21 protein-coding genes and 1 tRNA gene are annotated in these 21,727 nt (G+C 62.8%); 4 read left to right on the forward strand and 18 right to left on the reverse strand.

Going from position 1 to position 21,727, the window contains the following annotated elements:
* Positions 1–9: 9 nt before the first annotated feature.
* From SPO_RS10080 to SPO_RS10105, 7 genes are all read right to left on the reverse strand, one after another.
* The gene (locus tag SPO_RS10080; protein WP_011047718.1) at positions 10–546 is read right to left on the reverse strand and encodes a GNAT family N-acetyltransferase; all 537 of its coding nucleotides are present in this window, start codon (positions 544–546) and stop codon (positions 10–12) included.
* Complete coding sequence (locus SPO_RS10085; protein WP_044028246.1) at positions 543–1,154, reverse strand: LysE family translocator; 612 nt, start codon at positions 1,152–1,154, stop codon at positions 543–545. The genes SPO_RS10080 and SPO_RS10085 overlap by 4 nt, the downstream gene beginning before the upstream one ends.
* A 99-nt stretch (positions 1,155–1,253) precedes the next feature.
* On the reverse strand, positions 1,254–1,523 hold the full coding sequence (rpmA, locus tag SPO_RS10090; protein ID WP_011047720.1) for a 50S ribosomal protein L27: 270 nt from the start codon (positions 1,521–1,523) through the stop codon (positions 1,254–1,256).
* 11 nt (positions 1,524–1,534) lie between these two features.
* The gene (locus SPO_RS10095; RefSeq protein WP_011047721.1) at positions 1,535–2,116 is read right to left on the reverse strand and encodes a 50S ribosomal protein L21; all 582 of its coding nucleotides are present in this window, start codon (positions 2,114–2,116) and stop codon (positions 1,535–1,537) included.
* A 61-nt stretch (positions 2,117–2,177) separates the two neighbouring features.
* The gene (locus SPO_RS23430; RefSeq protein ID WP_269138913.1) at positions 2,178–2,303 is read right to left on the reverse strand and encodes a hypothetical protein; all 126 of its coding nucleotides are present in this window, start codon (positions 2,301–2,303) and stop codon (positions 2,178–2,180) included.
* A gap of 77 nt (positions 2,304–2,380) precedes the next feature.
* Entirely contained in the window at positions 2,381–3,184 is an 804-nt protein-coding gene (locus SPO_RS10100) for a DUF2059 domain-containing protein (RefSeq protein ID WP_044028249.1), read from the reverse strand.
* Complete coding sequence (locus SPO_RS10105; protein ID WP_011047723.1) at positions 3,184–4,023, reverse strand: DUF2059 domain-containing protein; 840 nt, start codon at positions 4,021–4,023, stop codon at positions 3,184–3,186. Before SPO_RS10105 ends, SPO_RS10100 begins: the two co-directional genes overlap by 1 nt.
* Before the next feature lie 122 nt (positions 4,024–4,145).
* Here SPO_RS10105 and SPO_RS10110 point away from each other — a divergent pair.
* Positions 4,146–4,235: transfer RNA gene (locus SPO_RS10110), tRNA-Ser, on the forward strand.
* Positions 4,236–4,630: 395 nt separating this feature from the next.
* On the opposite strand, the gene SPO_RS10115 is transcribed toward SPO_RS10110, so the two are convergent.
* From SPO_RS10115 to SPO_RS10125, 3 genes are all read right to left on the reverse strand, one after another.
* Positions 4,631–5,944: an HlyD family type I secretion periplasmic adaptor subunit gene (locus SPO_RS10115; RefSeq protein ID WP_011047724.1), complete on the reverse strand. Its 1,314-nt coding sequence runs from the start codon at positions 5,942–5,944 to the stop codon at positions 4,631–4,633.
* A gap of 3 nt (positions 5,945–5,947) precedes the next feature.
* Positions 5,948–7,753 (reverse strand): type I secretion system permease/ATPase, encoded by a 1,806-nt coding sequence (locus tag SPO_RS10120; protein ID WP_011047725.1) that lies wholly within the window; start codon positions 7,751–7,753, stop codon positions 5,948–5,950.
* A gap of 131 nt (positions 7,754–7,884) precedes the next feature.
* Positions 7,885–8,532, reverse strand: a complete 648-nt coding sequence (locus tag SPO_RS10125; RefSeq protein WP_044028254.1) for a 2OG-Fe(II) oxygenase family protein — start codon at positions 8,530–8,532, stop codon at positions 7,885–7,887.
* A gap of 259 nt (positions 8,533–8,791) precedes the next feature.
* Here SPO_RS10125 and SPO_RS10130 point away from each other — a divergent pair, with 259 nt between their 5' ends.
* From SPO_RS10130 to SPO_RS23090, 3 genes are all read left to right on the forward strand, one after another.
* Positions 8,792–9,652, forward strand: a complete 861-nt coding sequence (locus SPO_RS10130) for a hypothetical protein (protein ID WP_044028256.1) — start codon at positions 8,792–8,794, stop codon at positions 9,650–9,652.
* Complete coding sequence (locus SPO_RS22880; RefSeq protein ID WP_144083992.1) at positions 9,634–10,392, forward strand: hypothetical protein; 759 nt, start codon at positions 9,634–9,636, stop codon at positions 10,390–10,392. Before SPO_RS10130 ends, SPO_RS22880 begins: the two co-directional genes overlap by 19 nt.
* Before the next feature lie 337 nt (positions 10,393–10,729).
* Positions 10,730–13,696 (forward strand): hypothetical protein, encoded by a 2,967-nt coding sequence (locus SPO_RS23090; RefSeq protein ID WP_030003214.1) that lies wholly within the window; start codon positions 10,730–10,732, stop codon positions 13,694–13,696.
* Between the two features lie 522 nt (positions 13,697–14,218).
* Here SPO_RS23090 and SPO_RS10150 read toward each other — a convergent pair.
* The 8 genes from SPO_RS10150 to SPO_RS10185 are packed head-to-tail and all read right to left on the reverse strand — an operon-like array spanning position 14,219 to position 21,723.
* Positions 14,219–14,572, reverse strand: a complete 354-nt coding sequence (locus tag SPO_RS10150; RefSeq protein WP_011047730.1) for a RidA family protein — start codon at positions 14,570–14,572, stop codon at positions 14,219–14,221.
* A gap of 15 nt (positions 14,573–14,587) precedes the next feature.
* The gene (locus SPO_RS10155) at positions 14,588–15,688 is read right to left on the reverse strand and encodes an NAD(P)/FAD-dependent oxidoreductase (protein WP_011047731.1); all 1,101 of its coding nucleotides are present in this window, start codon (positions 15,686–15,688) and stop codon (positions 14,588–14,590) included.
* Positions 15,685–16,710 (reverse strand): histone deacetylase family protein, encoded by a 1,026-nt coding sequence (locus tag SPO_RS10160; protein ID WP_011047732.1) that lies wholly within the window; start codon positions 16,708–16,710, stop codon positions 15,685–15,687. The genes SPO_RS10155 and SPO_RS10160 overlap by 4 nt, the downstream gene beginning before the upstream one ends.
* Positions 16,707–17,186 (reverse strand): GNAT family N-acetyltransferase, encoded by a 480-nt coding sequence (locus SPO_RS10165; RefSeq protein ID WP_011047733.1) that lies wholly within the window; start codon positions 17,184–17,186, stop codon positions 16,707–16,709. Before SPO_RS10165 ends, SPO_RS10160 begins: the two co-directional genes overlap by 4 nt.
* Positions 17,186–18,112 (reverse strand): 3-keto-5-aminohexanoate cleavage protein, encoded by a 927-nt coding sequence (locus SPO_RS10170; RefSeq protein WP_011047734.1) that lies wholly within the window; start codon positions 18,110–18,112, stop codon positions 17,186–17,188. Before SPO_RS10170 ends, SPO_RS10165 begins: the two co-directional genes overlap by 1 nt.
* Before the next feature lies 1 nt (position 18,113).
* Positions 18,114–19,445 (reverse strand): aspartate aminotransferase family protein, encoded by a 1,332-nt coding sequence (locus SPO_RS10175; protein WP_011047735.1) that lies wholly within the window; start codon positions 19,443–19,445, stop codon positions 18,114–18,116.
* Position 19,446: 1 nt separating this feature from the next.
* Positions 19,447–20,523: an ABC transporter ATP-binding protein gene (locus tag SPO_RS10180; RefSeq protein ID WP_011047736.1), complete on the reverse strand. Its 1,077-nt coding sequence runs from the start codon at positions 20,521–20,523 to the stop codon at positions 19,447–19,449.
* 60 nt (positions 20,524–20,583) lie between these two features.
* Positions 20,584–21,723: an extracellular solute-binding protein gene (locus SPO_RS10185; RefSeq protein ID WP_044029214.1), complete on the reverse strand. Its 1,140-nt coding sequence runs from the start codon at positions 21,721–21,723 to the stop codon at positions 20,584–20,586.
* Between the last annotated feature and the right edge of the window lie 4 nt (positions 21,724–21,727).

Genomic DNA, 21,727 nt, shown 5'->3' on the forward strand with positions numbered 1-21,727 from the left:
CGGGCCAAGTCACAGTTTGCGGCTATAGGTCCAGGTGGGGACGGCGGCGTCGCGGGCCACCGAATAACTCTCGGCATCTCCAAGATACTGAAACCCGCAATGGGTCAAGACCCTGGCCGAGGCCGGATTGTCCTGAAACACGCTGGCGAACATGGTGGCGTTGCCCAGCGGGTTGGCATTCACCAGCGCCTCGACCGCCATCGAGGCGATGCCGGTATTCCAGAACACGGGCGCGACCCAATACCCGACCTCGGACTGGTTGCGATCCATCCGTTCCAGCGAAATCAGGCCCATCAGCTCGGGCCCGCCGTCGCGGGTGGCATCCATCGCCCAAACATCCTCGGTGCGCTCCTCGCTCATGGCGCGGGCGACAAAGCCCTCGGCCATGCCCGGCGGCAGCGGGTGCGGGATCGAGGTGGTCATGCGCGCCACCCGCTCGTCACGGGCGTAATGCTCGATCAGGCCCATATCCGACTTGCGCAGCGGGCGCAGGTCAAAGCGTTCGGTTTCAATGACCGGTTGGTTTATGATCGTATCAAACTTCATTTCTGTGCTCCTCCTCCGAACACACCAAAAATCACGGATGCAACGGTCAGCCCCGCCAGCATCCACATCAGGTATTTCTCGCCAGGCCGTCCTGCAACCACCGCAGCGATACGATCGCCTGCAAATGTCCAGAGCGGGTGGAAAACCGCCTGACAGGCCAACAGCCCCAGCGCCACGGTCAGCGTTGCCTGAAAAGCAGCGGTGCCCGGCGCAACGAAACCGGCGAAACCGGTGACGATCATCGCCCAGGCCTTGGGGTTGAGCGGATGCACCAGAAGGCCTGCCCCAAACCCCGGCGCCGCCCCGTCCCCGCCTCCACCGGGGGCAAGGCGCAGATTGGCAATCTTCCAGGCCAGCCAGCAAATATAGGCCACGCAAAGATATTTGAGCGCCTGAAACAGCAGCGGCACCCGGTCGGCCAGTTCCATCAGGCCAAACCCCACCGGCCAGATGACCAGCTGCTTGCCCAGGGCCACCCCGGCGACAAAGGGCAGCGCCGCGCGAAAGCCATAGCGCGCACCGGTGGCCAGCAGGGCCATGTTGGCCGGGCCCGGCGTGCCTACCTGTGCGGCGGCAAAGAGCAGAAAGCTGGTCGTGGCAACGGCCATTTGGGGGCGTCCGGTCAAACTTCGGTGAAAAACGAGAAAGGGGACCGGCAATCCTTGCCGGTCCCCCATGAATTTTTTCTAAACCTTCTGGGTTTCGGCTTACTCTGCGGCCTCCGCCACCGGCAGGACCGAAATGAAGGTGCGCTTTTTCAGTCCCTTGTGGAACTTCACGGCGCCGTCGACGGTTGCAAAGATCGTGTGATCCTTGCCCATGCCAACGCCTTCGCCCGGCCAGAACTTGGTGCCGCGCTGACGCACGAGGATGTTGCCGGCGCCAACAGCTTCGCCGCCGTATTTCTTGACGCCAAGACGGCGACCGATGGAGTCGCGGCCGTTACGGGAGGAACCGCCAGCTTTTTTATGTGCCATTCTTTCTCTCCTTAGCCTTGAGCCAGCTCTTTGGCCTGCTCAACCCATTCGGGTTTCACCTTGACCGCGTCGATAGCAGCAATCTGCTCGTCCGACAAGGCGGCCAGGGCGGCAAAGCTGCCAATGCCTGCTTCGACCAGTTTCTTGGCGGCGGCGGGGCCGACACCGGTGATCTTGGTCAGATCGTCCGAACCTGCGGCTGCGGGAGCTGCGGCTGCGGGTGCAGCAGCACCTGCGGCGGCCTGGCCGGTCGCGGCCTTGACACCGGTCTTGTCGGCGCCCGAGGTCAGGATCTCGGTGATCCGGACCAGGGTCAGCTTCTGACGGTGGCCCTTGGTGCGCTGCGAGCTGTGCTTACGACGGCGCTTGACGAAATGGATCAGCTTTTCGCCTTTGATCTGATCAATGACTTCGGCCTGAACGGCAGCGCCATCAACCAGCGGCGCGCCCACGACCGGTGCGTCACCGCCCAGCATCAGCACGTCGTTGAATTGAACTTTTTCACCTGCATCGGCAGCCAGCTTTTCAACGCGGAGCACATCGCCCGCCTGAACCTTGTACTGCTTGCCGCCAGTCTTGAGGACCGCAAACATGCGTCTTTCCTTCTTGTCACCGCGTTCTTCGGTCCCCGGTTGCCCGGGCGTTTCGGCCCCATCACGGATAGCCACCTGCGAACAGCGCGCCCTGTTCCGGGCGGATTAACGGCCCTTCCGTTTCCGGGCAGGCCAAACGATAACGAAACCCGGCGCGGAATCCGGGCCGGGATGCGGGCTTATCCATGCCGGGCCGCGCTTTGTCAACTGCAAAAGCAGGGGCAAGGGAGATCCTGTCCGAACACCTGCCCGAGTACGGCGCGCTCAGATATCCGATGCCTTGAGCGCAAAGCCGACCGCCCGGCCCAGGTCATAGGAGATCTCGCCATAAAGCCGGTCGAACCCGTCAAACAGCGCCGCATTCAGCGCCTGTCCGGCGGCGCTTTGGGAAAAGTCTATATTGGCCTGCATCTGCGCATCTTCCAGCGGCGCATAGGCGAAATAGAGAAAGCCCATGACCCAGCGCCGGGTTTCGGCCTCGGTCTCGTCGCGCGCCTCCAGCAGGCTGGCCAGCACCGCACCGTCATCGCGGTCCAGATCCTGCCCGTCGCTGAGGCCGCGATAGAACTGGAAATCGGCGCTGATGGCGCCCTTGACGTTCTGCCCGACCAGATCGTTGGCTGCCACATAGGCGGCCACCTGGCGCAGGCGGGTGTCATCCTCCCCTGCCCGTTCGGCCCGCTCCAGCGCCATTTCCTCGATCCCGTCATCGGCAAAGGCGCGCCGGGCCGAGTTTTCCAGCGTCAGGATGGCCTGGCCGGTTTCGGTGCGGAAAAACGCGGTCGCTGCCGCGGCCTGTTCGGTATCCAGATGATCGGCCAGCGCGCCGCTGAGTGCGGCCTGCATCCGGTCCGGCGCATAGATGCGGTCAACCTGCGCGGTGAAAAAGGCGCCGCCGCTGCCCCCAAGAAACTCGGCATCCAGCGTCGCGCCATAACCAAGCCCCTCGTCGCGCAGGATCGCAACCACCTCATCCAGCCGCATCGCGCGGGCCAGATCGTCGAAAGGCTGCTCGGCCGCAACCGGTGCGGCCAGCCACAGGCACAGAACCACCCCGCCGCGCCGCATCACAGATCCTGCACCGGCTGAAGGTCCGCCATGCGGACCGCAAGCACCTCGAACCGGTCGGCCATGATCGAATATTGCACCGCGTTCAGCAATTCATACACCTCCTGCATCAGCGGCTGTTCCAGCGCCTCGGTATAGGTATCCACCTCGTGGTCGGAAAAGGCCTGATAGGTATAGGCGGCCGAGGCCAGCGCCGACAGTTGCAGCGCATTGCGCATTTCGGTCTCGTTGCTGCGCAGAAGTTCGCGCAGGTCCTCGGTCTCCATCTGCAGCTCGATCACCCCGGCGGCACTGGCTGCCAGCAGGAACCGCAACTGAATCTCCTGCAAGGCCCGCAGCGCTGTGCCCGAGGAATCGATGGCCCGGTTCATCCGTTTCAGGCTTTCGATCCGGGTCGATCCATGCCGGACCAGCTCCGACACGATCGCCTCGCCCGCCTCTTCCTTCAGGTCGTCATCGGCCATATGCGCGGCATTTTCGGCCACCACCAGACGCTGGCCCAGATCCGAGGCATAAAACCCCACCGCATGATCAAGCGCCGTGTCGCTGAGCGTCTGCTCCAGAATATCCAGCGCCCGCCCCCGCATCACGCCGGTATCGAACACCTCGCGCGTCAGCGTGGTCCACTGGCTGCCAAAGCTCTCGGCCTCCAACCCCAGCATGCCGGGTGCCGAGGCCGAAGCCTGGGCAATCGAATCCAGCGCCACGTCGAATCCGGTGGTCACCAGAAACGCCTCGATCCGCGCCCGATCCGCCGCCCTGAGCGGCAGAGCCAGGGCGAGAACAAGGAACAGTGAGCCAAGAACAAGGGGCAAAGCGCCGCGAAACAGTCGTGTCATAGCCCAAGCCTAAGCCATTTGTCTGCCCGGGCAATGGAAATTCGGGGCAGCGCAAAAACTTGTCACTTTCCGCTTGCACCCCCGCGCGAACCTCACTAAATCCCCCCCTCACAGACCCCCGCGGAGAGGTGCCGGAGTGGTCGAACGGGGCGGTCTCGAAAACCGTTGTGGGTGCAAGCCCACCCAGGGTTCGAATCCCTGTCTCTCCGCCACTTGCAATCCCGCAGGATTGCCCCATTTGATACATTGAATGGTAAGGAAAATACCGGGGATCGGCACCCCGTTTTTTGGGCTATCGTTCAGGCGCTTAGTCGCCATTCCGAGCCTCCGTTTTCCTGAACAGAACGGCGGACCCCGTCATTGCGGGAGGTTCACGTTGCATCCTGTCCGCCTTCACCGGCTGACGCAAAGGACTCTAACAGAAACGGATACAACCGGTTCTATAATAGACCTTTGGCGTCAAAGGGTCACTTCATGGATTGGATGAGCAACGGGCAGCCCAGGGCAGGAGCGGGTTCTTGGAGGGTGCAGTATCCGCAGCCTATTCGGCTGCGAGTTGGGCCCTCCGTCGGGCACAGAAAGTTCAATGGGCGCGCCGCAGCCCCGTTCAAGTATCGCGCAAGGCCCGGTCGAAGAAACGCTTGATGGGGCGCACGACATAGTTGATCGCGGTCCTGCTTTCGGTGGCGATATAGGCCTCGACCGGCATTCCGGGTAACAGTTCACGCCCATTGAGCTTGGCCTCTTCGCCCGCGTTCAACGCCACCTTGACCTCGTAGTGATATTTCTTGGTCAGCGGGTCCAGCGTGACATCGGGCGATATCCGCGACACCGACCCGAGGATGATCGGCAGGTCGCGCGCGTTGAAGGCCCGGAACTTGATCGAGGCCTCCTGCCCGATGAAAACCTGGTCGATATCGGCCGCGGCGATGCGTACGCCGATCTGATAGGGATCGTCATCGGGCACGATCATCATCAGCGGCTTGGCGGCTGTGATCACCGAGCGCCGCCCCTGCACCTGGGATTCGTGAATCTTGCCGTTGACCGGGGCGCGGATCTCCAACTTTGACAAATCATCCAACAGGCTAAGGCGCATCTCCATGAAGCGGACCCGCAGCGGCCGCAACTTGCGCAGTTCTTCCTCGGCCTTTTCCTGAGCGTCCGGGATCACCACGAGGCGCTTGAGGTTCAGTTCGGAGATTTTGCCGCGCAATTCGGCTATCTTGGCCTCGTTCTGGCCGATTTCACCCCGGATGGTGACGTCATCCTTTTTCAGTTTGTAGAGTTCGGACATCGTGATCAGCTTGCGTTCCGCAAGCTGTTCGGCGTTCTCGATCTCCAGCGACAAGAGATCGATCTCGTCCAGCTTTGCCGCAAGCTGCGCCTCGACCCCCGCGATTTCGGCACGCACCTGGGTAATCTGTTCATCCAGCAGATGCATGCCCGAGGTGATCGCCTCGAAATGAGCGGTCAGCTGCTGTTGCTGTCGCTCGACCAGCAGCTTGACCTCGGGCTTTGTCTGGACCGCCTCGGCCAGCACCGGCGTCAGTTCCATCTGACGCCGGTTATCCATGATCGCCTGAAGCCGCGCGATATTCGCCAGCACCTCGAACAACTCGCCCTCGACCACGTTCAGATCGGAATGGAACTGACGGCTGTCGAGCTGTACCAGGATATCGCCTGCACGCACGCGGTCGCCATTGCGCACGTTGATCTCGCTGACGACCCCACCGATCGGATGTTGCACTGCCGTCATCGTGGTCGAAACCTCGATCGTTCCCGATCCGATCACGGCGCCCGAGATATTGGCGCGTGTTGACCAGACGGCAAGGCACCCCAGCAGAAAGATCAGCGAAAAAACCGTGACCGCAAACGGGCGGCCGGTGGTCCATGTTCTGCGCTTCGACTTCGGGTCGGCCATGGCTTAACGCGTTCCCGTCTTTCCCGGGTCCTGCGCGTTCACATTCCGCAGGACCGACACGTTCGGACGTTTCGACCGTTCCGCGTCCGGGCGCTCTGCCGCGCTTTCGGCGCCGTTTTCTTCAGTAACCCGGCGCTTGGAATTCGCCGCCTTGGGCATCAGGGTCAACTTGCCATCCTGCAACTGGAACCGCCGATCGACGTTGGACAGACCCGATGGATCGCGCGACGTCAGGATGATCGTGGTTCCACTCTTCTTGAACGCGTCGAACGTCGCCTTCAGTTTCTTCGGAATTCTGACCAGCATGTCGGAATCGAGCCCGTCGATCAGCAAGAGTTTGGGGTCGCCGTAAAAGGCCCGCGCCAGGCCAAGTTGATATCTCTCGAAACTCGACAGGCAGTTGCCGCGCGGGTCCAGCCTGGTCTTGTAGCCTTCGGGCAGCGAGCTGATCGCGGCATGCATCCGCGCCCGTCTGGCCGCAAGGCTCACCTTGTCCGGCGTTGCTTCCGGATCCAGGCCCGAGATGTTCTCCTCGATCGTGCCCGCGACGAAACCCGGGTTGTCCGGGGCATAGCCGAACAGGTTTCGGGCATCCGTGTCGGTCAGGCGCGAGCTGTGCCGCCCTTCGACCAGAACGGAACCGGACGAGGTCGACCACATCCCCAGGATGGTTTCCAGAAGCACCGTCTTGCCCTGGCTCGACAACCCGTTGATCTCGATGATCTCTCCGGCATCCGCAACCAGCGATACCGACCGCAGGATCAGATTGTTGGTAATCGGCGAGCGCACCGAGACATTGTCCAGAACCAATTGATGCAAGGCGCCGGGTTGCTCGGCATAGTCATCCTCAAGCTCCTCGGCGCGCGAGGCCAGGATCGAGTTCAGATGCCGCCAATGATCGCGCGCCAGGAACATCTGCGGGATCTGCGTAAAGAAGCGGTCCACCGGCCCCAGAATGCGCGTGACCATGAAGGTGGCCGCCACCATTACCCCGACCGTCAAAGCTCCGTTCAGCGTCAGATAGGCGCCGGTCGCCAGGACCGAGTAGCGCACCACCATGACGGTGACCTTGGACATGCTGTCGAACCAGCCCGTCCAATCCTTGAGCGCGATCGCTTCGTCGCGCGCGTCCTCGCGCGCCTGCTGCCAGCGCGGCCGGAACCCGACCCCCATGTCCTGACCCCGCACCGTCTCCCGGGAGGCGATCAGGATGTTGCGCAAATTGTTGACCGCGCCCGCGCTGTCTTTGGCGCGCTCCCGGCGCCCGCCGATGAACATCGCCTTTGCCAGAGCCAGCAGCCCAATCACGGCCACGCCGCCAAGACAGGCCCAGCCAAGAAGCGGATGCAGGAAAAACACCACAGTCAGGAACATCGGCGTCCAGATGAAATCGAACACCGCGATCAGCGAACCGGAGTGAAAGAACCCCCGCAAGCCGTCCACCTCGTCCAGCCCCACAGCCGGTTTCGACTTGTTGTGCTGAAACACATGGTTTCGCCCCGAGTTCCTGAGCAGCGTTTCTTCCATCTGCTCCTGAAACTGCGCCCCGAACCGCGCCAGCAATCGTTTGCGGGCATAATCCAGGGTGCCAAGGACCAGCAGGAGAACAATCAGCAGCGAAAACAGCGCGATCAATGTCTCCATCGACCTGGATGTCAGAACGCGGTCATAGACCAGGATCATGAAGAACGGGCCGCCCAACCGCAACAGGTTGACCGCGAAACTCAGAAGGAACGCCGCGCTGAGGATGAGTCCGCCCTTGCGGACAGCTCTCCGGGCCGACCCCCTGAGGGCTTTTGCCGAGTTCATTCGGACCCTCCTCTGTTTGCAACCCGGCGAACGTGACGGCCACAGGACCGGTCGGTCTGCCGAGATGCCCCCTGCTCTCTCCGTCAGCGTTACGGAGAGAAGATGACGACGCGCCTACGCGACAATGGGGATCAGGATTTCTTCACCTGATTCAGGTTGAAGCTGATAATGACCCGATTGCCCGCGTCGCCGGTTTCCTTTGTCTCGTTCGGATCCACCGCATGATAGAGCCAGGCCGGGAATATGATCATGCGCCCCGCGACCGGGGTATAGCGGACCTTTGTCCAGTTTTCACGCGACCGTTTCTTGTTCGGCTGAAACTTGGCCTGGTTCATCAGATGCACGGTGCGCGGTTCGATAAACTCGATGTTACCACAGTTTTCCGGGGCCTGAATATAGTACACGCCGCTCCACAGGCAGCCCGGATGCACATGCGCCCGGTTCACGCATCCCGGAGGGTTGATGATCGACCACATGGTGCCGATGCGAATTGTATGGCTATCCGCATAGCCCAAATCCTCCGACATTTTCGAAGTGGCCTGTCCGATCAGACCAACCAGTTCGGCATATTCCTTGGATTTGTACAAATCGTTGTGGCTATGCCACCCCCCAAGCGCCGGAATGTTGGAGCGGCTGATCCCCTTCTTGTCTCTTTCGCGCTCCGCATAGATCGACGCGAGAAGCTTCTTGTTCAGGTCTTCCGGCTCGGGCACATCGATCTGGAAAATCATCGTTGGAAAGTAGGAACGACGGACGAAGCCGAGGTCTTTTTGCGACATGGATGGTCTCTCTTGAGTGAATAATATTATCGAATGCCCGGATGGTTGCAAAATTCGCACTGCGTTGCAACGCCTAGGAAAAGATGTATTTCGGAATAAATTTTGACCGGGTGGAATTGCCGCGTTGCGGCGAGAGCTGACCCACATTGCCGTTACCGGGGCTTTTTTACCGGGGCAGCCCCCGTTTACCAAACCCATGTTGCGCGGGGCCGCGGCAAGATCGCTTGTCATGCCCCCCCGGTTGCGTCACCCTTTCTGCATGACACATCCTCTCCGCCCCGCCGCGCCCGACCACCCGGCCCGGCGCCGCGTGCACGCCGCGCTGCACAACCGGTTTCGCAATGCCGCCGCGGCGCTGTTCTGCCTCTGCGCCCTGCCGGCGGTGGCACAGCAGCGGCCGCCGCCTTTTGACAACACTGCCGGTACGGTGTTCGACATCATCCGCGCCGACGATCCTACGACCTTTGTCTGCCTCGACGAGCTTGGCCGCGCCGAACGGCAGATCTGGGACAAGCGCGTCGACGGGGAACCAGTTGTTCTCGCCTATCTTTTCCAATCTCAATATGCGGATGGCACGTCGATCGAGATCGCCATCAACCCCGAATTCGGATCGGACGAGATGGCCCGGGAACAGGCCGAACTCTACGCACCGGCGCTTGGACGCCTGCCCACGGCTCTGCGCGCCGGTATCAAGCGGTTCAGCGTTCATGAGGGGCGCCGCGGATATCACGCCGGCACCGGTGGTATCGTTGTTTACGCACAGACCACCGAGAACCGGCTAAGCTACGATCACCTCGAGGAATCTCTGTTCCACGAGGCGGTTCACGCCTCGTGGGATCGTGACCACCGGCTCGCGCCAGAGTGGATCGCCGCCCAACAATCGGACGGCATGTTCCTGACCCGGTACGGCCAGAAAAGCCCCGAACGCGAGGATCTGGCCGAAACCGCGCTCTTTGCCTTTGCCATCCTGCACCACCCGGACCGCTTTCCGCCGGTCGACACACAGGTGACGCGCCACGCCGTCCCCGCCCGAATCGCCTATGTCGCCGAGCTGCTGCCAGTCGACAGACCGCTGATCTGGCAGATCGGACCGCCCCAGGGTTGCGCGGCACAGAAGTGAGTTCAAAGCCCGCATCCACCATCGCAGGATGGCTACAGCTCAACGAACTGACCGCCGGTCAATGCGAAACCCTTTTGAAACTGGCACCGCGATCGCTTCCGGGCACGGGCCAAGATCGGCAGGTGCCATCGCCCGATGGCCCGGCTCTGTGGGCATTGGCTGCGGATTGCCTGTCCGAAACTCTGCCCGAACTTGCAAGTGATATCCTCCGGACCGCAAGCCAGACGCGTGTCGATTTCGCACCGGATCCACGGAACTATCCAAGACCCTTCACGCTTCACATGCCGGTCGACGGTCAGGTCTATGTTTCATGTCCCCTGGCCGGAACGCCATGGGATGCGTTGACGGTGGCGCATGAATTCGGCCACGCGCTACAGTTGAACTGCTGCTCGGGCGTACAGTTACCGCCGGTTCTGCGGGAAACCGCGGCCTTTGTTGCCGAGGCGGTTGTCGCGGGGGCCCTGGCCCTCCGCGACACTCCTTTGGCTGACCCGGTCTGCCGGGCCTATGCCCGTCGCACGCTCACCGATCTCGGCCCTATCGCAAAGCGGTTGCGCGCCGCGCTCGCCTGTCCCGACACCCCCTACGACGATTGCTGGAATTATCCGCCGGCCCGCCAGATCGCACAGGCTTTGACGCAAGGTGACAGGCCTTTGCGCACCGGGATCGCAGCGTCCGTTTTCAGGGGAGACGCGCAATTGGGCGCACTCGTTTCGCTGCTATGCAGCGATGCCGAATGACCCTGAGAGGCATGCCTGCGGCGCCGTCTGCGGGCGCGTTTCACACTGCATCCGCCCGAAAGCTTCCCGGTGTTAGACGTTGACAGATGCCTGATTCGAGTCAAACATGACTCTCGAAAACGCAGTTATCGGGCCGTGGCGCCACCTGGCATCACTTTGGCCCAAATGAGCCCCCGCGGGATTGTGCGGGTCGGATCGTATTGCAGCAATGCGCTTTTGACGCACTCTTTCCGAACTGCTTCTCTGTTCCGTGGATCTCAAGAACCCATTCATTCGCGGCCATGCGTGACATGGCCGTGGCTTCAATCTTTGACCCATTTTCACCGGAGACTCCGTCATGACCGCCATTATCGCAACCGCTTCCCTGAACATCGCAGACCTGACCATCGACCTGGCCGAACTGATCGACGAGGCGCTGACCCTGACCGGTCCGGACGCCGCCATCAGCTTTGCGCCCGACTATTACGATGGCGACGAGGGCAATGAAGGCGACGAGACCAACGAAGGCGACGAGGGCGACGAGGACGACGAAGGCAACGAGCACGACGAAGGCAACGAAGGCAACGAAGGCAACGAAGATAACGAAGGCAACGAAGGCGACGAACAGAACGAAGCCGACGGCGGCGACGAAGGCGACGAAGGTAACGAAGGCAACGAGGGCAACGAAGGCAACGAGGACAACGAAGGCAACGAAGGCGACGAGGGTAACGAAGGCGACGAAGCCGACGAGGGCGACGAAGACAACGAGGGCAACGAGAACGACGAAGGCAACGAGGCCGACGAAGGCGACGAAGGCAACGAAGGCGAGGAAGGCAACGAGGACAACGAAGGTAACGAAGGCGACGAAGGCGACGAAGGCGACGAAGGCAACGAAGGCGACGAGGACGGCGGCGACGAAGGCGACGAAGGCGACGAGGGGAACGAAGGCAACGAGGGCAACGAGGGCAACGAGGGTAACGAAGGCAACGAGGACAACGAAGGTAACGAAGGCGACGAAGCCAACGAGGGTGACGAGGGCGACGAAGGCGACGAGGGTAACGAGGGCGACGAAGGTAACGAGGACGACGAAGGCAACGAAGGCGACGAGGGTAACGAGAACGACAACGACGAAGGCGACGAAGGCGACGAGCAAGACGAAAACGACGAAAACGACGAAGGTGACGAGGCCGACGAAGGCAACGAAGGCGACGAAGACGACGAAGGCAACGAGGACAACGAAGGCAACGAAGGCGACGAGTCCGGCGACGAAGGTGATGAGGGCGACGAAGCTGACGAAGGCAACGAAGGCGACGAAGACAACGAAGGCAACGAAGGCGACGAAGGCAACGAAGGCGACGAAGGCAACGAAGACGGCGGCGACGAAGGCGACGAAGACAACGAAGGCAACGAAAGCGACGAGGACGACGAAGGCGACGAAGGCGACGCCAGCGATCCCTATGACAATGAGGGCGACGAGGGCAACGAGGACGACGAAGGCGACGAGGACGACGAGAGCAATGAGGGCAACGAAGGCCCCCAGACCGACGATGAGGATGACGAAGGCAACGAAGGCGATGAAGGCAACGAAGAAATAGAAGGCCAGGAAGACGACGAGGACGACGAAGGCGACGAAGGCGACGAGGATAACGAGTGGGACGAGGATAACGAGGACGACGAAGGCGACGAAGCCGACGAAAACGACGAGGACGACGAAGGCAACGAAGGCGACGAAGCCGACGAGGACGACGAAGACAACGAAGACGACGAAGGCAACGAAGGCGACGAAGCCGACGAAAACGACGAAGACAACGAATTCGACGAAGGCGACGAAGGTGACGAGGGCAACGAGGGCAACGAGGGCGACGAAGACGACGAATTCGACGAGGGCGACGAAGGCGACGAAGGCGACGAGGGCGACGAAGGTAACGAGGGCGACGAGGGCCAGATCGACGGCGACGAAGACGACGAAGGCGACGAAGATGACGAAGCCGACGAAGGTGATGAAGGCGACGAAAGCGACGAAGGCAACGAAGGCGACGAAACCAATCTGAACGACGAAAACGACGAGGGTGACGAGGGTAACGAAGGCGACGAGGACGACGAGTTCGACGAAAACGACGAATTCGACGAGGGTAACGAAGGCAACGAAGGCGACGAAGACGACGAATTCGACGAAGGCGACGAGGACGACGAAGGCGACGAGTCCGACGAAAGCGACGAGCACGACGAAAACGACGAAGGCGACGAAGGCGACGAGTACGACGAAGGCGACGAAGGCGACGAGGCCGAAACCGGCACCGGCGATGACGGTGACGAGGGCAATGAAGGTGACGAAGCCGATATCGACAATCGTGGCGACGAAGGCGACGAAAACGACGAAGGTGACGAAGCCGACGAAGGCGACGAAGCCGACGAGCACGACGAAGGTGACGAAGGCAACGAAGGTGACGAAGCCGACGAAGGCGACGAGGACGACGAAGCCGACGAAGATGACGAAGGCGACGAAGACAACGAAGGTGACGAAGCTGACGAAGACGACGAAAACGACGAGCACGACGAATATGATGAAGGCGACGAATCTGACGAGGACAACGAGGACGACGAAGACAACGAAGGCAATGAAGGCAATGAGAACGACGAGCTCGACGAAGGTGACGAAGGCAACGAGGGCGATGAAAACGACGAAGGCAACGAATTCGATGAAGGCGGCATAGACGACGAGGGTGACGAAGGCGACGAAGACGACGAGGGCGACGAAAACGACGAGGACGACGAAAACAACGAAGGCGACGAAGACGACGAAAACGACGAATACGACGAAGGTGACGAAGCCGACGAAGGCGACGAAAACGACGAAGACGACGAAAACAACGAAGGCGACGAAAACAACGAGGATAACGAAAACGACGAAAACGACGAGTTCGACGAAGAAAACGAAGGCAGCGAAGGCGACGAAGACGACGAAGCCGACGAAGGCGACGAAGACGACGAAGGCGACGAAGCCGACGAGTATGACGAAGGCGACGAAGGCGACGAAGACGACGAAGGCGACGAAAACGACGAGGACGACGAAGGTAACGAAGAAAACGAGGTCCACGACGACAACGACGGCGACGAAGGCGACGAAGGCGACGAAGGCAACGAAGGAGACGAAGGAGACGAAGGCAACGAAGGCAACGAGGGCGACAGCCAGGCCGATGCCAACGAAGGAGATGAGGGAGACGAAGACAACGAAGGCAACGAAGGTGACGAAGGCGACGAAGACGACGAAGGCAATGAAAACGACGAAGGCGACGAAGGCGACGAAGGCGACGAGCCTATCTAAGCCGGCCATTGCCAAACCGTCCGCAGGGGTCTCCTGCGGACGGGACCACCCTCACTCCCGGGCGATGCACTGCATCGCCCTCTCTTTTTTGGGCACTTGCAAACGATCCGCCTGCTTGCGGCATCCGGGAAACAGCGCTCAGTGCTATGAGATCGGTTTGTCTGGCCCTCGGCTTGCCGCGGCGCGCAGCGGGCAAATCAGATCGACCCGCCACCAGGACGCGCCGCAGAACCGGTCCGGTTCAGTCAGCGACGAGAGAGAAGGCCCTGGAGGCAGTCGCGCCGCATTTCTCCGACGCCCTTGATCGGCGTCTCACCCCGAGAGGCGGTTCGGCGGCCCCGCTGGAAACCAGGGCACAGGCCGAGAGCGTTTCGTGAAGACTGTGACAGGGGACTCCGTTTCCGACAGCAAAACCGCCGGGAGCGCTTGCCGGTTCAAACCGGTTCGCGCGCGCCGTGGCCCCGCTGCCGCGTCGCGGGGCCACGGCGCAGGCTCTTGGCGAAACGGGTGTCCGGTCAGGAGCTAGTCAGCTCTTGCCGCGGTGACGATGAACTCTACCCGGTAGTCGGGCGTTGCCAGCCTTGCCTCTCCGCAGGCGCGCGCGGGCGCATGCCCTGCGGGAACCCAGCTATCCCAGACCGCGTTCATCTCGGCGAAATCCGCCATGTCCGCCAGCCAGATGGTGGTTTGCAGGATCCGGGTGCGATCACTCCCCGCCTCGGACAAGAGCGCGTCGATCTGGTTCAGGCAGTCCTGTGTCTGCTGCGCGACGCTGGCGCCGGCAGTACCAACCTGCCCCGCCAGATAGACCGTATCGCCATGAATGACGATCTGGCTCATGCGGGTGCCGGTATGGTGGCGGGTGATATCGGTCATGGAGTCCTCGTTTGGTCAGGTGAAAAATCTTGCCGGGCAGAGCGCGGCGACAGTGTCAGTATCCAGCACGACCCGCTCTCCTGCAACAAGCGCAGCCGCCAGCCGGGACAGACCGGGCGCGGTCTGGATGCCGTACCCCCCCTGCCCGGCCAGCCAGAACAGCCCTTCGGCCCGCGGGTCGAACCCGACCACCGGGCTGCGATCCGGGGCAAAGGTGCGCAACCCCGCCCAGGTTCTCTCCACACGGGTCACCTGATGGGTCACGGCCTGTTCATAGCGGTGCAGACCTTCGGCCAGCACCATGTCTTCGGCCCAGGCGTCGTGGGGTTCAACCGGGTCTTCGTCGGCCGGGCTGACCATCAGCTTGCCGGCTTCGGGTTTGGCGTACCATTGCTCGGCCGCGCTGGCGAACAGGGGCCAGGTGCGAATATCGTGCCCGGCCGGTGCAGGCAGCAGCGCGGCACTGCGGCGCATCGGTTGCAGCCCAAGCGGCGCCAGCCCCGCAAGGCCAGCGACCCCGTCCGCCCAGGCGCCGGCCGCATTCACCACCAGAGGCGCCTGATAGTCGGTATCGCCTGCGCGAACCGTCCAGACACCCGCCTTGCGGCGCATCCCCTCTACCCGCGCCCCAGTCACGGTTTGCCCCCCTCGGGCGCGAAGCAGGCGGCCATATCCCGCAAGCATGCGATCGACGTCTATGTCCTGGGCGTCCCATTCGATGATCGCCCCGGCAATCAGCTCGCGGCACAGGATCGGCACCAGTTCCACCGCCTGATCCGGTGTCAGCGCCTCCAGCCCGGTGGCGCCAGCCGAATACGCGTCAAGCGCGTCCAACTCGTCTTCGGTGGCAATCAGCATCTCACCGCGGGGCGAAAGCAGGCTGTCCGTGCCGATGCCATCTGGCGCTGCCAGAAACGGGGCCGAGGCGGCATTCAAAGCACGCAGGGTGGCGTTGCCGTAGTTGCGGATAAAGATCGCGGCGGACCGGCCCGTGGCATGATATCCCGGCACTGTCTCGGCCTCGAGCACGCACACGGACATATGCGCGGCCAGTTCCGCCGCCGCACTGATCCCGGCGATGCCGCCGCCGATGACAAGAACATCCGAAGTCTTCACAGCGCCTCCTGGAAGCCGGTCAGCACCCGGGTCAGAGTGTCACCCAGACTGTCACAGAGATAGCCCCCCTCCTGCACGAACAGCACCGGCACCCGGGTTCCCGCCAGGGCCGCCCCGATCCGGGCAAACCCGTCCTGGGTGATCGCCAGCCCCTGAAACGGATCATCGATCGAGGCATCGAGGCCAAGCGCCACCACCAGCACCCGGCTGCCAAAGCTGGCAACCTGCCGCAACGCGACGCTCAAGGTATCGAGATAGTCATCATCCCCGGTGCCCCGTGCCAACGGCAGGTTCAGGTTATACCCAAGCCCCCGGCCCGCGCCCCGTTCCTGCGCATGGCCCCAGAAGAACGGATAAAAGCGCGCCGGATCGGCATGGATCGACACCGTCAGCACGTCGTCGCGCTCATAAAAGATGCCTTGCGTGCCGTTGCCGTGATGCACGTCGATATCGAGGATGGCCGGGCGCAGACCCGCGGCGCGAAGCCGCTCGGCCGCAATGGCCGAATTGTTCAGAAAGCAGAACCCCCCGGCCAGATCGCCAAAGGCGTGATGGCCCGGTGGCCGCGACAGGACATAGGCGGACCGCTCTCCCTGGATGATCAGGTCGGCACCGGTGATGGCCGACTGGGCCGACCAATATGCCGCCTCCCAGGTGCCTTCGGCGATGGGGCAAGCGGTATCGGCCTGATGATATCCCGCCTGCCCGACAGCGGATTTCGGGTATCCGTCGGTGCGCGCGCCCGGATGGATATTGGGGATCACCTCGGCCCCGGCGCCGGGAATCCGGCGCCAGCGGGCATGGATGGTCTGCAGAAACGTCAGGTATTCGGGCGAATGCAGCGCCGCGATTGGGCCCAGCCCCGCATCGCCGGGCGCCGCGAACACACAACCGGCCGCCTCGGCCCCGGCCCTGAGCACCTCGATGCGGCGAGGCTGCTCGGGATTGGGCAGGACGGCACCATTGGCCATGAAATGCTGCGGGTCGTGTCGCCATTGCCGCGTGTCGAAGACCGCTTTCATTCTTCACCTCTCAGGGCCGCACAGCCGGCCTCGTCCAGTATCAGGTTGCTCTGGCCCCCGGCCGAGACGAACCCCAGATGATCGTAAAAGCGCCGCGCCCGGGCGCTGGTGTCATAAACGCACAGCTTCAGGAAACGCGCGCCCCAAAGCTGGCGCCCATCCGCAAGCGCCGCCGCCAGCAGGCGGGTCCCGATCCGCTGGCCGCGCAGCTGCGGCGCGCTCCACAGGTCCGACACATAAAGCCCCGCGCCTCCCTGTGTCGTCGAGAACAGCGGCGAATACAGCGCAACGCCCTGAATTTCGCCCGCCTGCTCGGCGAGCACCGCGCGAAAGGCGGGCATCGCGCCCCATCCGGCCTGTTCGAGATCCACCGGGCGCGCCCGGTGGCGGTCGCCCAGATCGTCGGACAGACGTTGCAGCGCCCGGTTCAGCGCGGCGGCATCCGCCTGTTGTGCGATGCGAAGGACCAAATCCATCAGAATGCCGTCCTGTCCGCGCCCTTGAGCCCCAGCATCGCGCGCGCCTCACCGGGGCTGGCCACCTCGCGACCCAGATCCTCGACGATGCGGCGGATTTTGCGCACCTGTTCGGCATTCGAACGGGCCAGCACCCCGCGCGAGATCATCAGACTGTCCTCAAGCCCGACGCGCACATGCCCCCCCATCGCTGCCGCCATGGTGACCAGCGGGATCTGATGGCGTCCGGCGGCCAGAACCGAGAACAGGTAATCCTGTCCAAACAGCTTGTCAGCGACTGTCTTCATATGCATCAGGTTCTCGGGGTCGGGACCGATCCCGCCCAGCACGCCGAACACGAACTGGATGAACAGCGGCCCCTGCACCAGTCCGCGATCCACGAAATGGCGCAGCATGTAGAGATGACCCACATCATAAACTTCGAACTCGAACCTTGCGCCGCGCTTGGTGCCCATTTCGCCCAGGATCAGCGCCATGTCGCGCGGCGTGTTCTTGAACACCAGATCGTCGGAACCGCGCAGGAAGGGCTCTTCCCAATCGTGTTTCCAGTCGCTGATCCGATCCGCCGCCGGGTAGAGCGCGAAGTTCATCGTGCCCATGTTCAGGCTGCACATCTCGGGCGCCGCCTGTTTGGGCGCGGCCAGCCGCTGATCCAGCGTCATCACCGCGCTGCCCCCGGTCGACAGGTTCAGCACCGCCTCACAGGATTGTTTGATACGCGGCAGAAAGCCCATGAAATGCCCGATCTCGGCCGAGGGCCGGCCGGTTTCAGGATCGCGCGCGTGCAGATGCAGGATCGCCGCCCCGGCATCCGCCGCATCAACGGCCTGTTGAGTGATCTCGTCCGCCGTGACCGGCAGATAGGGCGACATCGACGGGGTGTGGATCGAGCCGGTGATGGCGCAGGTGATCAGGATGCGGGACATATCAGCCAGCCGTCCCGGCGATCTCATCGGCGAACTGCGACAGCGCCGCGTCCAGCCCCTCGATGATCTCGTCCAGATGGTCGTCGGTGACGATCAGGGGCGGGCAGACCAGGATGTGATCGCCCTCGATCCCGTCGCGGGTGCGGCGGGAATAGACGATCAATCCCTTGTCATAGGCGATATCGACCAGCCGTTGATAGGCGTTCAGCCCCTTGGGCAGCGGCGCCTTGCTGTCGCGGTCGCTCATCAGTTCAAAGGCGGTCAACAGCCCCATGCCGCGCACATCGCCGATGACCTCGTGTTTCTGCATCAGCCCGCGCAGTCGCGCCAGCAGGCGCTCTCCCATCCGGTCGGCGTTGGCACACAGGGCCTGACCTTCGATTTCCTCGACCACGGCAAGGCCGGCGGCACAGGCCAGCGGGTTGCCGGCATAGGTATAGCCATGGGCGAAGCCGCCCGCGTCCAGCACCGGTTCGACCAGACGCGCGTCAGCGATCATGGCGCCCAGCGGCACATAGCCCGCGCCCAGCCCCTTGGACATCACGATAATATCGGGGCGCGCGTTCCAATGATCAGAGCCAAGGAACCGCCCGGTGCGCCCGGCCCCGGTCATCACCTCGTCGGCGATCATCAGGATGCCGTACCGGTCGCAGATCTCGCGGATGCGCTCCATGTAACCTGCCGGTGGCACCAGCGCCCCGGTCGAGGCCCCGCCGACCGGCTCGACGATAAAGGCGGCGACGGTTTCGGGCCCTTCGGCCTCGATCGCGCTGGCCAGCATGTTGGCATAATGGTGCCCGCTCGCCGGGTCCCGCGGATCGCGCCCGTCCAGATAGGCGCGCGGCGCCGGGATCTTGGGCATCTGCCGCAGCATCGGTTCGAACGGCGCGCTCAGCGGCGTGTATCCGGTCACCGCCAGCGCGCCCAACGTGCTGCCGTGATACGAGGGCTGGCGCGAGATCACCTTCCAGCGGCTGCCCTGCCCGGTGGCGTTCATGTATTGCCGGGCCAGCTTCAGCGCGCTTTCCACCGCCTCGGATCCGCCCGAGACAAAGAACACCTTGTCCAGCCCCCCGGGCGCCAGAGCGGCCAGTTTCGAGGCCAGCTTTTCCGAGGCCTCGGTCTCGAAATGAAGCCGGTAGCCAAAGGTCGATTTCTCCATCTGACGCTGCATCGCGGCCAGCACATTGGGATTGGAATGGCCGATATTGCAGACCATCGCGCCCGAGGATCCATCGAGATAGCGCTTGCCGTCCTTGTCCCACATATAGACGCCCCGGGCCTGATCCAGCACCGGTTTTCGGCCGCGCCCCTGATAGAAAAGATGCGACATTTCAAACTCCTTGCAGGGCCGCGCAATCCTGTGGGCGGAATCCGACGGTGACAGTGCTGCCCTCGGCAAAGGGACGTTCGTCGATCATGTTGATGGCCTGAAGCTGGGTCTGGGCGACGCGCACGAAATAGCGCACGGTCTGACCCTGATAGTCGACGGTCTCGACCGTGGCCGGGGCAGTAACAAGGGCCGATGTGTCGGCGCTGGTATCATAAAGGGTAAGCTTCTCGGCCCGCAGCACCAGTTTTGCGGCCCCCTGGCTGACGCCTGCCGCCTTGGTCGATGCAACCGGGACCCTGCCGAACAGGGGAACCTCCAGCATGGCGCCCTGCCCGTCCACGCGGATGCAATCGGCGGTCAGGATGTTGGAGGCGCCCAGGAAATTGGCCACGAATTCGCTGGCGGGCGTATTGTAGACCTCGGACGGGGTGCCGACCTGCTCGACACGGCCCGCGCTCATCACCACGATCTTGTCGGACATGGCCAGCGCCTCGGATTGGTCGTGTGTCACAAAAACCGTGGTCACCCCGATCTGATGCTGGATGCGCTTCAGCTCGACCCGCATATCCTCGCGCAGGTTGGCATCGAGCGCCGAGAGCGGTTCGTCAAGCAGCAGCACATCGGGTTCGATCACGATGGCGCGCGCCAATGCGATCCGCTGTTGCTGGCCGCCCGACAGTTCCTTGGGATAGCGGTTGCCGACATCGGGCAGTTGCACCAGATCGAGCGCCGCCTGCACCTTGCCGGCGATCGCGGCCCTTGGGCCATCCCGGTACTTCAACCCAAAGGCCACATTTTCGGCCACGGTCTTGTGCGGGAACAGCGCATAGTTCTGAAACACGATCCCCAGGTTGCGCCTGTGGATCGGCACATCGTTGACGCGCCGCCCGCCGATCAGGATTTCCCCCTCGGTCGGGTCCAGCAACCCCGCGATCATGCGCAGGTTCGTGGTCTTGCCACAGCCGGAGGGGCCCAGCAGCGTGACAAACGCGCCTTCGGGAATGTCGAGATTGGTGGGATGCACCGCCGTGAATTCGCCAAAACGCTTCACGATATTGCTGAGGGTGACGGAACTCACGGGAACGCTCTCCGGTTCTGGGGGTTGCTCCCCGGGCCGATCCCGGGGAGCGGGTCGCTCTCAATACCCTTTCTGCACGCGGCCAAAGGTCTTGGACCATTCGGCCTCGTGCCCGTTCCAGTAGTCGGGATCGGCAAAGGTCAGACCGGACAGGGTGCCGGTCGGATCGAATGCCGGCAGTGTCGGGATCTTGTCGCCCAGATCGACCTTGGTCGGGTCCAGCGCGGTGGGATAGTTCTGCCCCTCGGCCACCGCGATCGAGGTTTCCGGCGCCAGCATGAAGTTCAAGAGTTCTTCACAGGCCTCCATCGGCGAGCCCTTGATCACGAACAGGCATTCCTGCCAGCCGAACCCGTTGGGCGGATCCATATAGCCGATATCGTGGCCCTGTTCCTGCAGGGCATAGATGCGGCCCGACCAGCCTTCGGTCACATAGATCTCTTCCTCGGCCAGCAGGCTCATCAACTCGGCCCCCGAGGTCCAGTATTTCAACGCCAGATCGCGATGGGCGCGCACCGCGTCCCATGCGGCCTCTTCGTCGGTGACGCCGTTCGGATCCTGTCCGGTCTGCAACGCGGCGTACCACATGCGGGTGCGCCAGTCGCTCCAGCCGCCGATCTTGCCCTTGAGGCTGTCGTCGATCAGGATTTTCGCGCCCATCTCCTGCATCTGGTCGTCGCTGATATGCTTGCGGTTATAGGCCAGACCGGTGGTGCCGTAGTCATAGGGCACGCAGGACAGCTTGCCCCCGGTCACGCCGCGGAACACGTCGACCAGTTTGGGGATCACCAGCCCGAGATTGGGAATATTGGCCTCGTTCAGCTCCGAGGTCAGCCCCAGCCCGTGATACCGCGCGTAATCGAATACGCCGGACAGGTGGGCGATATTGTACTCGCCCGGCTGGCTGGCCTTGACCCGGCTCAGATACTCGTCGCCGCCGCCAAAGGTGCCGTCGACCACCTGGATACCGGTCTTGGCGGTATAAGGATCAAAGGCGAATTTGCGGAACGCCTCGGAGACCACGCCGCCCCAGCCATCAAAGCGCACCTGGTCGGCGGCGGCATGGGCATAGCGGGCAAAGGGCGACTGCACCCCATAGGCCAGACCGGCGGCACCGAGCAGCCCCAGAAAGCCGCGCCGGTCGATATCGCCGTTCATATAGCGCTCGCGCAGGCGCTCATACCGGGTGGTGTTGTCCATTTTC

Origin of the sequence: Ruegeria pomeroyi DSS-3 (assembly GCF_000011965.2) — a bacterium.
GTDB lineage: Bacteria > Pseudomonadota > Alphaproteobacteria > Rhodobacterales > Rhodobacteraceae > Ruegeria_B > Ruegeria_B pomeroyi.

Coding starts and splice junctions, on each gene's coding strand:
- rpmA (WP_011047720.1), bottom strand. CDS start 1,523: ATGGCACATAAAAAAGCTGGCGGTTCCTCCCGTAACGGCCGCGACTCC.
- SPO_RS10115 (WP_011047724.1), bottom strand. CDS start 5,944: ATGGCCGACCCGAAGTCGAAGCGCAGAACATGGACCACCGGCCGCCCG.
- SPO_RS10130 (WP_044028256.1), top strand. CDS start 8,792: ATGACACATCCTCTCCGCCCCGCCGCGCCCGACCACCCGGCCCGGCGC.
- SPO_RS10105 (WP_011047723.1), bottom strand. CDS start 4,023: ATGACACGACTGTTTCGCGGCGCTTTGCCCCTTGTTCTTGGCTCACTG.
- SPO_RS10160 (WP_011047732.1), bottom strand. CDS start 16,710: ATGAAAGCGGTCTTCGACACGCGGCAATGGCGACACGACCCGCAGCAT.
- SPO_RS10085 (WP_044028246.1), bottom strand. CDS start 1,154: ATGGCCGTTGCCACGACCAGCTTTCTGCTCTTTGCCGCCGCACAGGTA.
- SPO_RS10120 (WP_011047725.1), bottom strand. CDS start 7,753: ATGAACTCGGCAAAAGCCCTCAGGGGGTCGGCCCGGAGAGCTGTCCGC.
- SPO_RS10185 (WP_044029214.1), bottom strand. CDS start 21,723: ATGGACAACACCACCCGGTATGAGCGCCTGCGCGAGCGCTATATGAAC.
- SPO_RS10150 (WP_011047730.1), bottom strand. CDS start 14,572: ATGACCGATATCACCCGCCACCATACCGGCACCCGCATGAGCCAGATC.
- SPO_RS10080 (WP_011047718.1), bottom strand. CDS start 546: ATGAAGTTTGATACGATCATAAACCAACCGGTCATTGAAACCGAACGC.
- SPO_RS10100 (WP_044028249.1), bottom strand. CDS start 3,184: ATGCGGCGCGGCGGGGTGGTTCTGTGCCTGTGGCTGGCCGCACCGGTT.
- SPO_RS10170 (WP_011047734.1), bottom strand. CDS start 18,112: ATGTCCCGCATCCTGATCACCTGCGCCATCACCGGCTCGATCCACACC.
- SPO_RS23090 (WP_030003214.1), top strand. CDS start 10,730: ATGACCGCCATTATCGCAACCGCTTCCCTGAACATCGCAGACCTGACC.
- SPO_RS23430 (WP_269138913.1), bottom strand. CDS start 2,303: ATGGATAAGCCCGCATCCCGGCCCGGATTCCGCGCCGGGTTTCGTTAT.
- SPO_RS10175 (WP_011047735.1), bottom strand. CDS start 19,445: ATGTCGCATCTTTTCTATCAGGGGCGCGGCCGAAAACCGGTGCTGGAT.
- SPO_RS10125 (WP_044028254.1), bottom strand. CDS start 8,532: ATGTCGCAAAAAGACCTCGGCTTCGTCCGTCGTTCCTACTTTCCAACG.
- SPO_RS10095 (WP_011047721.1), bottom strand. CDS start 2,116: ATGTTTGCGGTCCTCAAGACTGGCGGCAAGCAGTACAAGGTTCAGGCG.
- SPO_RS10165 (WP_011047733.1), bottom strand. CDS start 17,186: ATGGATTTGGTCCTTCGCATCGCACAACAGGCGGATGCCGCCGCGCTG.